Genomic DNA, 12,297 nt, shown 5'->3' on the forward strand with positions numbered 1-12,297 from the left:
CGGGGTCGGCCACGGGGTCGGGTACGGACCGGGTGTAAGCGCCACCTAGTCTGGTTCGACGCAAGCAAAACGGACGAACCGGACCAGCGCGGCCGGACCGGCCGGACGTACGAGGGAAAGCAGGACCCGCCGATGGGCGACGGCATGGCAGGGATGCACCACCACGGGGGGATGGGGGTGCTCGACCCCTTCTCCGCCTCCGCCGCCCTCACCTGGTCGCCGGACTGGCCGTTCCTGATCGGCTGCCTGGTCGCGCTGGCGCTGTACGGCACGGGCGTGGTGCGGCTGCGGCGGCGCGGCGACCGCTGGCCGGTCGGCCGGGCGATCGCCTGGCTGGCCGGTGTCGGCAGCATCCTGCTGGTGACGTGCAGCGGGCTGAACGACTACGGCATGGTGCTGTTCAGCGCGCACATGATGCAGCACATGGTGCTCTCCATGCTCTCGCCGATCCTGCTGCTGCTCGGCGCGCCGATCACCCTGGCGCTGCGCACGCTGCGCCCCGCCCGCAAGGGCAGCGGCCGGGGGCCGCGCGAGCTGCTGGTCGCACTGCTGCACAGCCGGTTCGTCCGGGTGATCTCGCACCCGGCGTTCACCATCCCGCTGTTCGTGGCCAGCCTGTACGGGCTGTACTTCACGCCGCTGTTCGACTTCCTGATGCAGTACCGGCTCGGGCACATCGGGATGATGGTGCACTTCCTCGCCGCCGGGATGCTCTTCTTCTGGCCGATCATGGGCGTCGACCCGGGGCCGCACCGGCCGGGCTTCGTGATGCGGATCATCGAGCTGTTCATGGGGATGCCGTTCCACGCCTTCTTCGGCGTGGCGGTGATGATGGCCACCAGTTCGCTGGTGACCACCTTCGGCACGGGCAGCGCCCCGGCGGGGACGAACCTGCTGGACGACCAGAAGATGGCCGGTGGCATCACCTGGGCGTTCGGGGAGATCCCGACCGCCGTGGTGCTGATCGCGCTGACCCTCCAGTGGGCGAAGTCGGAGGAGCGGCAGGCCCGCCGCAAGGACCGGGCGGCCGACCGCGACGGCGACGCCGAGCTGGTCGCCTACAACGCCTACCTCGCGGCGCTGGAGCAGCGCGGCAAGCGCAGCACGGCCGGGTCGGCCGTCGCCCCACCGACCGTCGCCCCACCGGTCGCCGACGCGGGCTGACGGAAAGCCCAGACCGCCAGGTCAGCCGATGCCCTGGCGGTCCGGGGCGAGGGCGAAGGCCCGGTTCTGCCGGTCCGGCACCTCGGCGGCGACGGCGCGCTCCAGCAGTTCGCGCTGGACGAGCAGGGACGGGCTGCGCTCGGCGGGCGCGATCCGCAGCAGGTCGTCCAGCATCGCGGCCATCCGGCGGGTGACCTGGGGGTGTCCGGCGCCGCAGATCCGGATCTCGGTGCAGGCCAGGTCGATGACCCGGGCCCAGTCCGAGACCGGCTGGACGAGCCGGACGGCCCCGGCGGAGTCCCGGTGGCGCAGCTCGCCGATGGGGAAGCCGACCAGCATGCCGAGCAGCTGGTGGATGCGGTCGAGGGCCTGGACGGCGGTGGTCGGGTCGTTGACGGCCGGGGAGAGTGCCCGGATGGCGATGTCGACGAGCTGGCGGAAGCCGAAGCTCAGATCCTGGTGCATCGTCCGGTCGACGCCGATGTTGAGCGCGGAGGCGATCCGGCGCGGGTTCGGTGTGGTGCCGCCGATGGCCAGCACGGCGGGCGTGCCGGGGGTGAGGAAGTCGCCGATCCTCGGCACCAGGTGCAGCACGGTGTCGTGGCGGCGGGCCAGCCGGACGAGCCGGGCGATGTCGATGTCCCGCAGCACGCCCGAGCGGCCCTCGTGCAGCAGGGTGACGCCCTGCTCGGTGGAGGCGGCCGGGGTGCCCATCTCGGGGTCGGTCCAGCGGTAGTGGGTGAGGACGGCCAGGGATTCGCCGGTGACGCGGTCGATCACGTGCGGCACGCGCAGCAGCCGCAGGGTCGCCTGTACGTAGAGGACGAACAGCCCGAGGCTGAGCAGCACCAGCAGGATCGCGACGAAGGCGGAGGCGGCCGGGACGCTGGTGACCTTCGCCGGGTCGGTGACGTCCTGGTAGCCGAGCTGGACGAGCAGGGTGAAGAGGAAGGTGGCCAGGCAGACCGAGAAGGTCGCCTTGGTCAGCCGGCTGCGGACGTAGAGGCGGAGCACACGGGGGCTGAACTGGCTGGCCGCCATCTGGAGCGAGACCAGCGAGATCGAGAAGACCACGCCGATGAAGGTCAGCATCGCCGAACTGATGGTCGACACCACGCTCTTGGCCGCCCCGGTGAACGAGACCAGCTCCTCCACCGAACCGCTCTGCGCGATGGTCTCGCTGACCAGTGCCTCGTCCAGCAGGCTGGTCGCCGTCGCCAGCGCGACCGCCCCGAGACAGGTGAGCAGCGGGGCGAACCAGAACGACTCCCGCAGGTGCTCGCGCAGGGGCGAGAGCGGGCGGTGTCGCAGGCGGCGCGGCGGGGCGGGCTCACTCATCACGCCAGGCTACGGCTCGTCGGCCCGATCCCGGCGGATCACCGCAGCGCCCGCTGTGCCCCGTTATTCCCGCTGTGCCTGCTGTGCCCGTTACGCCCGCTGTGCCGCCGAGCAGGTGTGGTCCAGCCAGGTCCGGGCCGCGCCGGGGGTGTCGGTGATGATGACGTCGGCCGTGTTGTCGACCAGCCGCTGCCAGGCAACGGCGTCGTCCACGATCCAGCCGTAGACGGCGCGGTGCCGGGCGTGCTCCGCGTCCACGCGCTCGCGGGTGGCGAGGACCGCCTCCAGCGAGATGGCCGTCAGCGGCAGGTCGCCCGGGTCCTCGGCGTACCAGGAGCCCTGGATCAGCGTGAGCGGCAGTTGGGGGGCGGCGTTGTGAGCGGTCCTCAGATGCAGGGTGTAGAAGGAGTAGAGGTCGACCAGGATGCCGCTGTCCGCCGCCATCCTGGCGATCACGGCCGCGTCCTCCGGCCGGGCGATCTCCTTGATCTCCATCAACAGCCTGATCCGGGTGCCGAGCAGGTAGTCCAGCAGTTCGGCGAGCTTGGGGATGGGCTGGCTCGGGCCCGGACCGACCGTCACCCGCAGCTTGCTGAGCTCCTCGTAGGTGAAGTCCTGGACCCGTCCCTTGCCGTTGGTGACGCGGTCCACCGTCGGGTCATGGAAGAGCACGGGGACGCCGTCCTTGGTGACCAGGACGTCGGTCTCCAACCAGTCGGCGCCTTCCTGGACGGCGGCCTTGAACGAGGCCATGGTGTTCTCGGCAGCGCTGCTGGGTGATCCCCGGTGCCCGGCGATCCGCTGGCTGCCGCACTTGGCTGCCACGGTCTGCGTCGGCTGGGCGTCGTCCTGCGGGGCCAGGTCGGTGGCCGTGGCCCCGGCTGCCGTAGGCCCGGTGGCGATGAGCGCGGTGATCAGGATGCTGAGGGCTGTCAACTTCGCTGCAGGTAGTCTCATATGCTGATTTGTAAGCGGCCCGGGGCGGGATCACCCTGCTCTCTGGACCATCTGGCCGCGCCGGCCATCCAGGTGTAAGGAAGCCCAGCATGATCGAGCTCGATGCCATCGACCACGTGGTGCTGCGTGTCGTCGACGCGGAGGCGATGGAGCGGTTCTACCGTGAGGTGCTCGGCTGCTCGGTCGAGACCCGGCGGGACGACCTCGGCATGGTGCAACTGCGGGCGGGGTCCTCGTTGATCGATCTCGTGCAGGTCGACGGGAAGCTCGGCCGCCAGGGCGGCCCGGCGCCGGCGGCTCAGGCCCACAACATGGACCACCTGTGCCTGCGGGTCGTCTCCTACGACGAGGCCGCGATCCTGGAGCACCTGCGGGCCCACGACGTCCGGGTCGGGGAGATCGGCAGCCGCCTGGGCGCCTTCGGCGTCGGCCCGTCGATCTACCTCTACGACCCGCAGGGCAACATGATCGAGCTCAAGGGCCCGCCGGACGCCGCGTGACGTCCGGCTCGCTCCCGGTGCCGTCATCCGCCGTCGAGCATGCGCCGTCGAGTAGGCGCCGCAGGGTCAGCGCGTCCGGTGCGAGGGCCGTGAGCAGCGTGGCCTCCGTACCCGGCAGGGCGAGGAGGGCCGCGTCCGCGCCGGGCGGCGGCGCGGACGCGGGGTGGCCGACGGTGAGGAGTTGGCCGATGGCCCGGTGGCCGCCGAGGGCGGCCGGGCCGTCCCAGCCAGGGGCGCCGGGGCCGAGGTCGGTCTGCTGGTCGAGCAGGAGGCGTCCGGCCCGGTGGACGGTCAGTCTGCTGGTGAGGCGGCCGGGCGGGGCGGCGCGGGCCCAGTCGTGGTGCCGGCCGAGCACCTGCTCCTCGCGCAGCCGCAGGCGGGCGCCGGGGGCGAGCCGCACGCGGGTGGTCATGAGCAGGTGGCTGCCGGTGGCGGCGATCACCGGTTCGGGGTGCCAGTCGAGCTGCGCGCCCCCTTCCAGACTGATCGTCAGATCGTAGGAGGCCGTCTCGCCCGTCCGGCCGGGGAGGCTGACGGTCGCGGCGGCGCTGGTGACGACCAGCCGGGCCCCCGAGCCCAGTTCGGCCACCAGTGCGAACCTGTCGCCGCCGACCGGCGCGGCCATCGAGCCGACCACCACCACCCGCGCGGCGCTGCCCTCGCCCGAGGTGCGGCGCAGCGCGATCGGCCCCGCACCGTCCAGGACGGGCAGCGCGGTGCCGCCCCGGCCGTCCCGGACGGCGGTGATCCGAGCCGTCGACCGATCGTCCGGCCCGATGGTCACCCCACTGGTCACCCCGCTCGCCAGTCGGCCAGCCGGGCCCGCACCCACTCCACGACGGGGGCGACGCCGTCGGCGGCGGCCAGCGAGGTGAAGACGGTGGGGAGTGCTCCGCGCTGGGCGGCCGCGTCCCGGGCCATCACGTCGAGGTCGGCTCCGACCAGCGGCGCGAGGTCGGTCTTGTTGATCACCAGCAGGTCCGAGGTGGATACACCAGGGCCGCCCTTGCGCGGGATCTTGTCACCGCCGGAGACGTCGATCACGAAGATCTGATGGTCCACCAGCCCCCGGCTGAAGGTCGCCGTCAGGTTGTCCCCGCCGGATTCGACCAGCACCAGGTCGAGCGGGGCGAGGTTCAGCTCCAGCTCCTCGACGGCTTCGAGGTTGGCGGAGATGTCGTCCCGGATGGCGGTGTGCGGGCAGCAGCCGGTCTCAACAGCCGTGATCCGCTCGGGCGGCAGGACGGCGTGCCGGAGCAGGAACTCGGCGTCCTCGGTGGTGTAGATGTCGTTGGTGACGACGGCGAGCGCCAGCTCCTCGCGCAGCGCGCGGCAGAGCGCGGCGACGGTGGCGGTCTTCCCCGAGCCGACGGGCCCGCCGAGCCCGATCCGCAGGGCCCGGCGGGGCGGCTCGGCGGAGGTGCCCTCGGTGAACGTGTCCTCGGTGAAGGTGTGGCGGGTGGTGGGGGCGTCGAAGGGGTCGACGTGGTCACGATGCAAAGAGGCGCACCTTCCAGGAGTGGTGCTGCTCGGCGTAGATGTCGAGCAGGGGTGCCGAGGCGGCGGGCAGCAGCGCGAGGTCGTCCGCGAGCGCCGCCTCGGTGGCCTGCCCGGCGACGGCGTCGAGCTGCGGGCCGAGCCCGGCGAGCCGGGCCGCGACCTGGTACGGGTCGAGGCCGAGCAGCCGGACGCAGGCGGTGGCCGGGCCGTTGACGCTCTCGTACGCTGCGGCGGCCGCCGCCTGGGCCGGGGTGAGCCCGGCGGCGTACGCGGCGGCGCCGAGCACCACCGGCTGGTGACTGCCCAGCGCCCTGAGCCGGTCCAGTACGGGGTGCGGCCACGCCGCGCTCGCGGCGCGGAGCAGTTGGCGGCCGAGCCGGCGGCTGACGGCGCGCTGCGCGGGTGAGGGCGTCCGGGCGTCGGCGGCCTCGTCGAGCGCGTCGAAGCCATACGGTGCTGCGCCGCCCGCCGCCCTGGTCGCGGCTGCGGCGAGGGCGGCGGAGGTCAGGCCGGAGGTGTGCAGGCGGCCGGTCAGGAAGGCCGCCATGGTGGCGGCGTCGTGCACCCGCCCGGCCTTGACGGCTGCCTCGGCGCCGCCCGAGTGAGCATGGCCGCCGGCCGGGAAGCGGCCGTCGGCGAGCAGGAGCAGTGCGGCGAGCGACATCAGAAGAGGAAGTACCGCTGGGCCAGCGGGAGTTCGGTGGCGGGTGCCGGGGTGACGACCTCGCCGTCGACGGTGACGGTGAAGGTGTCGGGGTCGACCCGGACGTCCGGGCGGGCGGAGTTGTTGACCATCTGCTCCTTGGTGACGCCCCGGGTGTTGCGGATCGGGATGAACGGCTTGCCGAGCCCGAGCCGCTCCGGCAGCCCGTCCGCGATCGCCGCCTCGGAGGTGAAGTTGAGCGAATTACCGGCTGGGGCACGGCCTTTGGCGCCGAACATCGGGCGGGGCAGCACCGGCTGCGGGGTGGGGATGGAGGCGTTGGCGTCCCCCATCTGGGCCCAGGCGATCTGGCCGCCCTTGATGACCAGATCGGGCTTGACGCCGAAGAAGGCGGGCGACCAGAGCACCAGGTCGGCGAGCTTGCCCGGTTCGACCGAGCCGATCTCGCCGTCCAGGCCCTGGGCGCGGGCGGGGTTGAGGGTGTACTTGGCGACGTACCGGCGAGCCCGGTGGTTGTCGGCCCAGCCGTCGCCGGGCAGCGCGCCCCGGCGGGCCTTCATCACGTGGGCGGTCTGCCAGGTGCGCATCACCACCTCGCCGATCCGGCCCATCGCCTGGGAGTCCGAGCTGATGATCGAGATGGCGCCGAGGTCGTGCAGCACGTCCTCGGCCGCGATGGTCGAGGGGCGGATGCGGGACTCGGCGAAGGCCAGGTCCTCCGGCACGTGCGGGCTGAGGTGGTGGCAGACCATCAGCATGTCGAGGTGTTCCTCGATGGTGTTGACGGTGTGCGGGCGGGTCGGATTAGTGGAGCTGGGCAGCACGTTGAGCTCGGAGACGACGGTGATGATGTCAGGGGCGTGCCCGCCGCCCGCACCCTCGGTGTGGTAAGCGTGGACGCCTCGCCCGGCGATCGCCGCCAGGGTGTCGCCGACGAACCCCGCCTCGTTCAACGTGTCGGTGTGGAGCGCGAGTTGCACACCGGTCCGGTCGCAGACCCGCAGGCAGGCGTCGATCGCCGCCGGGGTGGCACCCCAGTCCTCGTGAATCTTGAACCCGAGTGCACCACCGCGCAGTTGGTCGTGCAGGGCGGCCGGATTGACGGTGTTGCCCTTGGCGGTGAGCCCGATGTTGACGGGCAGGTCGTCCATCGCCGCGAACATCCGGGCCAAGTGCCAGCCGCCGGGCGTGATGGTGGTCGCCTTGGTGCCCTCGGCGGGCCCGGTGCCGCCGCCGACCAGGGTGGTCACACCGGAGGAGAGCGCCTCGTCCGCCAACTGCGGGCAGATGAAGTGCACATGGGCGTCGACAGCCCCGGCGGTGAGGATCTTCCCGTTGCCCGAGACGACCTCCGTCTCCGGGCCGATCACCAGCTCGGGGTGCACGCCGTCCATCGTCTCCGGGTTCCCGGCCTTGCCGAGGGCGGTGATCCGCCCGTCGCGGATGCCGAGATCACCCTTGACGATGCCCCAGTGGTCGAGCACCACCACGCCGGTGATCACCGTGTCGGGTGCACCCTCGGCCCGGCTGGTCCGGGCCTGCCCCATCGACTCGCGGATCACCTTGCCACCGCCGAAGACCGCCTCGTCGCCGCCGCAGCAGCGGTCCTCCTCGATCTCGATCAGCAGATTGGTGTCGGCCAGCCTGATCCTGTCGCCCGCCGTCGGCCCGTAGAGCGCGCCGTACCGCTGCCGGGTCACGCTGAGTGCGAAGTCAGCCATCGAGCGGCCCTCCGGTCTCGCCGCGCAGCCCGGCCACCTCCCGGCGCCCGCCGAGCGGCACCAGCGCGACGTCGGCCGGGATGCCCGGCTCGAACCGGACGGCGGTGCCCGCCGGGATGTTCAGGCGCAGCCCGTACGCGGCCGCGCGGTCGAACTCCAGCCCCGGGTTGGCCTCGGCGAAGTGGTAGTGCGAGCCGACCTGGACGGGCCGGTCGGCGCCGTTGACGACGATCAGCCGGGTGACCGGGCGGCCGGGGTTCAGGCCGATCTCGCCCTCGCCGTACAGGATCTGACCTGGCACCGGGTCGTCGTCGGTCCGGCAGTCGGTCTGGTCGTCGGTCGCGGCCGACCGATCGGCGGTCACAGGATCGGCCCGTGGACGGTGACGAGCTTGGTGCCGTCGGGGAAGGTCGCCTCGACCTGGACGTCGGGGATCATCTCCGGCACGCCGTCCATCACCTCGGCCCGGCCCAGCACTTGGCGGCCGGATTTCATCAGCTCGGCGACGGTACGCCCGTCGCGTGCGCCCTCCAGCACGTGCGAGGTGATCAGCGCGACCGCCTCGGGGTGGTTCAGCCGCAGACCCCGAGCCTGCCGGCCGCGCGCCACGTCGGCGGCGACGTGGATGAGCAGGCGCTCCTGCTCGTGGGGGGTGAGCCTCATCTGCGCACCTCCATGGGGGGATGAACCGGAGCTTTTCGGGCAACGGTAGCGGACGGGCCGACTCCGCAGGCGAGCGGAGACGGCCGCGCGTGTCGGCAGCTTCCGCGCCCAACGGCGGCGACCGGCACGTCAGTTCGGAACACCATGCGCCGCGATTGCTTCTTCGGCGTTCCGGAGCGGTTTCACTCCCGTTTCACCGGCTCGCGGTGGCATTCGACGGCGCGCGGGGAGCCCGGAACGCCGGAAGCCCCGTGACGGGGTCCGCTCTGCCGGTGCGCACGGGCAGAGCGGATGTCGTCACGGGGCCGACGTACCGTCAGCGCTTGGTCAGCAGCTGACCGGGACGTCCAACGTCACGGGGCGGGGCGCCCACGGGTAGGTCGCCACACCGAAGGCGGCGTGCACCGTGTCGCCGCAGGCGACGGTGCCGGAGACGCCGTCGACCCGGACGGTCGAGGCCAGGAAGTTCACGTACTTCGGGGACGAGCCGATGGACTGGCCGCCCACGACGTTGGCGTCCAGCGTGGTGATGAGCTGCTGCGGCTGCGGGCCGGGGCCACCCGGGCTCGGCGGACCGGCCAGGCCGACCTGGCCGTAGACGACCACGCTGGTCCCGGTGATCTCGGCGCACACCTTGGTCATCAGTCCGGCCTGCAGGCCGGAAGGCCCGCAAGTCGTGGTGGTCGTGACGGTGGCAGCGGGTGCCGCCACGGCCATGGCCGGGCCCGAGGCGAGGAGCGCCAGGCCCATCGCACCCGCCGTGGTGAGGGCGAGTCGATTCATGAGGGGTACTCCCTGTCGTGGTTCGAGCCGTCCGGCTGCTCCGGACGACCTCTTGGTATGTGACATTGCACCATGGTTTTGAATGCCCGGTGGCTCGGATCTGAACGATTCAAGCCATCGGGCTGTCATATAGGCACTGAACCTTCATGCTGATCACCAGTCAGCTCGGGGTTCGTGCGACTACCGATCAGCTGACGTACGGTCAGCCGAGATTGACCGGAAGTCAGCTCCGGGCCAGGAGCTCGCGCTCCTGAGCAGCCGAGAAGCCGCGCCGCAGCGGCGGCTCGCCCCGCTCGCGGTCCCAGATCAGCACGTCCGCCGCAGTCACCTCCAGCGGCGTCGCCGGCATCCCGGCCGCCCGCGCGCGAGCGGCGCTGCGCTGCTGCGCGGGCCAGTCCGCGCGCACCAGCGGGAACAGCGGCGTCGCCGACCCCGGCGGCACTGGCACGATCTCCACCGCACTCCCGGCCACCCGGGCACAGGTCTCGATCAGCCCGCCGAGCGTCACCGGCTCCGCCGGACCGACGGCATGGAAAGCTCCCGGCCGGTGGTCCGCCACCAACTGCACCACCAGCCGCGCCAGATCACGCGAGTCGACGATCTGCACCGGCTGCTCCGGATCGCCCGGCAGCGCCACTCGGCCGCCCTGCGCGGCCCGCCGCACCCAGTAGGTGAACATGTCCGACGGATCGTGCGGGCCCGCGACCTTCCCCGGCCGCACGATCGTGGCCCGCGCGCCGTAGCGGGCCGTCACCGCGTCCTCGCAGGCCACCTTCGACGGCCCGTACGTGTCGTTGTCCAACTCCTCGACACTGTCGGCCCGCACCGGCTCCCGGCGAGGCGTGTCCTCGTCCGATCCCGGCAGCACACCCGACTGCGCGTACACGGCGTGGCTGGAGATGAACAGATACCGCCCCACCCGCTCCCCCAGCACCTCCGCCGCCGCCTCGACCTGCCGCACCAGCAGCCCGCTCACGTCGACAACCGCGTCCCAACTCCCTTGCCGCAGCGACTCGTAGTCCCCCGACGCGCGGTCCCCGAGCCGCCGCTCGACCTCCGGGAAGAGCTCCACCCCGGTCTTCCCCCGCCCGAAGAGCGTGATCTCGTGACCCTGCCGCAGCGCGTCGTCGACGATCGCCCGGCCCACGAACGATGTACCACCAAGCACAAGAATCTTCATAACCCACCACCGTATCGGCCACCCTGACCTGCCCCCGACCGGCTCTGGTCAAAATATGTCGGTCGGTCTACTGTTGGGTGCATGGGAGCCAAGGGCGACGAGACACGGGCACGACTGGTGCAGGCGACCCGGGCGCTGATGGAGGCGCAGGGGTACTTCGGCACCGGGCTCAGCCAGGTGCTCGCGGAGAGCGGTGCACCGCGCGGCTCGCTCTACTTCCACTTCCCCGCCGGGAAGGACGAGTTGGTCGGCCAGGCGCTGACCGAGGCCGGGCGCGAGGTGAGCGACCTGATCGCCGGACTGTCGGCCGCCACGACCACATCGGCCGCCGTGGTCGAGCGGCTGATGACGGCCCTCGGCGACCGGATGGAGCAGTCCGACTTCACCAAGGGCTGCCCGCTGGCCACCGTCGCCCTGGAGGTCTCGGCCGCCAACGACCCGCTCCGGCTGATCTGCGCAGAGGCGTACGAGCACTGGCAGCAGGCCCTGGCCGACCTGCTCGTCAGCGAGGGCCGTGACCCGGCCGCCGCCGACGCCACCGCCGGGAGTGTGCTCGCCCTGCTGGAGGGGGCGCTGCTGCTGGCCCGCGTCCGGCGCAGCCGCCTCCCGCTCGACCAGGGCACCCGCGCGGCCGTCTCCCTGCTCGCCTGACCCACCACTCCCCCATCTCACCCACACTCATCCGCGTCCTCAAAATATGTAGACCGATCTATTACTTTCAGGGAGCTCCCATGACCGCCCCCGCACCGACCACCCTGGTCCTCGGCGCCGCCGGCTTCCTCGGACGCTGGCTCGTCCTCGAACTCCTCACCCAGGGACACCCGGTAGCCGCCGGAGTCCGCCCGAGCAGCGCGGCGCAGCTGCGCGGCTGGCTGTGTGAGCACGGCGCCGACGACTCCGCCCTCGCCGCCCTCACCACCTTCGCCGCCGACGTCACCCGCCCCGATCTCGGCTTCTCCCCCGCCGAGCGGGCGAGCCTGGAGGCCGTCCGCGACGTGCACAACCTCGCCGCGCGCTACCGCTTCGGCCTGCCGGTGGCCGAGGCTCGCGCCGCGAACGCCGAGGGCGCCGCGCACGTGCTCCGCTGGTCAGCCCAACTCCCGCACCTGCGCAGGCTTGTTCACCTCTCCGGCTACCGCGTCGGACGCCGGGAGTACCCGGTCTTCCCGCTGCCCGCCACCGAGTCCGAGCGGCTCTACCGCAGGCTCGGGCCGTACGAGGCGTCGAAGTACGAGGGTGACGCGGCCGTCCGGGTGCTCGCGCCGCAGCTCGGCGTGCCACTCAGCGTGGTCAGCCCGAGCACCGTCGTCGGACACTCCGTCACCGGCGAGGCCGGGCAGTACATCGGGCTCGCCCCCCTGGTCGAGCAGCTCTGGCACGGTCGGTTGCCCGCCCTCGCGGGCAACCGACGCACCTTCGTCCCGGTGGTGGCGATCGACCACCTGGCCCGCTTCCTCGCCGCCGTGCCCGACCACGACGAAGGCGCCGTCCGACGCCACACCGTGCTCGACCCGGCCACCCCGCCGCTGCCCGAGGTGGTCGCCCTGCTGGCCGACCACCTGGGTGTCCGAACTCCCGCTCTCCGCCTGCCTGTCGGGCTTGTCCGACGTCTGCCGCGCGCGCTGACGGGTGTGGAGCCGGAGACCTTGTCGTTCCTCTCGGATGACCGGTACGACACCACGTCCGCCGACCGTCTCGCCACCGCCGCCGGTCTCGCCCACCCGCCGGTAGAAGACCTCCTCCGCCGCTGGTCCACCCGCCTGGTGGCCGACAACTTCGGCGCGACATGCACCCGATCCGGGCACGGAAAGTAACAGTTCGGATGCA

At 72.2% G+C, this 12,297-nt stretch carries 14 protein-coding genes; 4 read left to right on the top strand and 10 right to left on the bottom strand.

Annotated features, from left to right (window positions below):
- Positions 1 to 132: 132 nt before the first annotated feature.
- A complete protein-coding gene (locus ACR68M_RS01805; protein ID WP_441248587.1) occupies positions 133 to 1,164 on the top strand; it encodes a cytochrome c oxidase assembly protein in 1,032 nt (343 codons plus the stop codon).
- A 21-nt stretch (positions 1,165 to 1,185) separates the two neighbouring features.
- On the opposite strand, the gene ACR68M_RS01810 is transcribed toward ACR68M_RS01805, so the two are convergent.
- The gene (locus tag ACR68M_RS01810) at positions 1,186 to 2,502 is read right to left on the bottom strand and encodes a DUF2254 domain-containing protein (RefSeq protein ID WP_441248588.1); all 1,317 of its coding nucleotides are present in this window, start codon (positions 2,500 to 2,502) and stop codon (positions 1,186 to 1,188) included.
- A 90-nt stretch (positions 2,503 to 2,592) separates the two neighbouring features.
- Positions 2,593 to 3,459, bottom strand: a complete 867-nt coding sequence (locus ACR68M_RS01815) for a glycerophosphodiester phosphodiesterase (protein WP_441248589.1) — start codon at positions 3,457 to 3,459, stop codon at positions 2,593 to 2,595.
- Between the two features lie 89 nt (positions 3,460 to 3,548).
- Between ACR68M_RS01815 and ACR68M_RS01820 the strand changes: the two genes are divergently transcribed.
- Positions 3,549 to 3,959: a VOC family protein gene (locus ACR68M_RS01820; RefSeq protein WP_441248590.1), complete on the top strand. Its 411-nt coding sequence runs from the start codon at positions 3,549 to 3,551 to the stop codon at positions 3,957 to 3,959.
- Here ACR68M_RS01820 and ACR68M_RS01825 read toward each other — a convergent pair.
- The 8 genes from ACR68M_RS01825 to ACR68M_RS01860 all read right to left on the bottom strand — a co-directional run bounded on the left by ACR68M_RS01825 (position 3,934) and on the right by ACR68M_RS01860 (position 10,470).
- A complete protein-coding gene (locus tag ACR68M_RS01825; protein WP_441248591.1) occupies positions 3,934 to 4,743 on the bottom strand; it encodes an urease accessory protein UreD in 810 nt (269 codons plus the stop codon). The two genes, ACR68M_RS01820 and ACR68M_RS01825, sit on opposite strands and share 26 nt — an antisense overlap.
- 8 nt (positions 4,744 to 4,751) lie before the next feature.
- A complete protein-coding gene (gene ureG / locus ACR68M_RS01830) occupies positions 4,752 to 5,459 on the bottom strand; it encodes an urease accessory protein UreG (RefSeq protein WP_441248592.1) in 708 nt (235 codons plus the stop codon).
- Entirely contained in the window at positions 5,449 to 6,123 is a 675-nt protein-coding gene (locus ACR68M_RS01835; protein WP_441248593.1) for an urease accessory protein UreF, read from the bottom strand. Before ACR68M_RS01835 ends, ureG begins: the two co-directional genes overlap by 11 nt.
- The gene (locus ACR68M_RS01840; RefSeq protein WP_441248594.1) at positions 6,123 to 7,844 is read right to left on the bottom strand and encodes an urease subunit alpha; all 1,722 of its coding nucleotides are present in this window, start codon (positions 7,842 to 7,844) and stop codon (positions 6,123 to 6,125) included. Before ACR68M_RS01840 ends, ACR68M_RS01835 begins: the two co-directional genes overlap by 1 nt.
- Positions 7,837 to 8,145, bottom strand: a complete 309-nt coding sequence (locus tag ACR68M_RS01845) for an urease subunit beta (protein WP_441251806.1) — start codon at positions 8,143 to 8,145, stop codon at positions 7,837 to 7,839. The genes ACR68M_RS01840 and ACR68M_RS01845 overlap by 8 nt, the downstream gene beginning before the upstream one ends.
- A 59-nt stretch (positions 8,146 to 8,204) precedes the next feature.
- Entirely contained in the window at positions 8,205 to 8,507 is a 303-nt protein-coding gene (locus ACR68M_RS01850) for an urease subunit gamma (RefSeq protein WP_441248595.1), read from the bottom strand.
- 327 nt (positions 8,508 to 8,834) lie between these two features.
- Positions 8,835 to 9,290 carry a hypothetical protein gene (locus ACR68M_RS01855; RefSeq protein WP_441248596.1) on the bottom strand — a complete coding sequence of 152 codons (456 nt, stop codon included), beginning with the start codon at positions 9,288 to 9,290 and terminating at the stop codon, positions 8,835 to 8,837.
- 223 nt (positions 9,291 to 9,513) lie between these two features.
- Complete coding sequence (locus tag ACR68M_RS01860; RefSeq protein WP_441248597.1) at positions 9,514 to 10,470, bottom strand: NAD-dependent epimerase/dehydratase family protein; 957 nt, start codon at positions 10,468 to 10,470, stop codon at positions 9,514 to 9,516.
- An 81-nt stretch (positions 10,471 to 10,551) separates the two neighbouring features.
- Here ACR68M_RS01860 and ACR68M_RS01865 point away from each other — a divergent pair, with 81 nt between their 5' ends.
- Together ACR68M_RS01865 and ACR68M_RS01870 are read left to right on the top strand one after the other, a co-directional pair.
- Positions 10,552 to 11,121, top strand: coding sequence for a TetR/AcrR family transcriptional regulator (locus ACR68M_RS01865; protein ID WP_441248598.1), 570 nt, complete (start codon positions 10,552 to 10,554; stop codon positions 11,119 to 11,121).
- Positions 11,122 to 11,201: 80 nt separating this feature from the next.
- Positions 11,202 to 12,284: an SDR family oxidoreductase gene (locus ACR68M_RS01870; RefSeq protein WP_441248599.1), complete on the top strand. Its 1,083-nt coding sequence runs from the start codon at positions 11,202 to 11,204 to the stop codon at positions 12,282 to 12,284.
- The last annotated feature ends 13 nt before the right edge of the window (positions 12,285 to 12,297 follow it).

Origin of the sequence: Kitasatospora sp. McL0602, from assembly GCF_052076145.1 — a bacterium.
Classification (GTDB): domain Bacteria; phylum Actinomycetota; class Actinomycetes; order Streptomycetales; family Streptomycetaceae; genus Kitasatospora.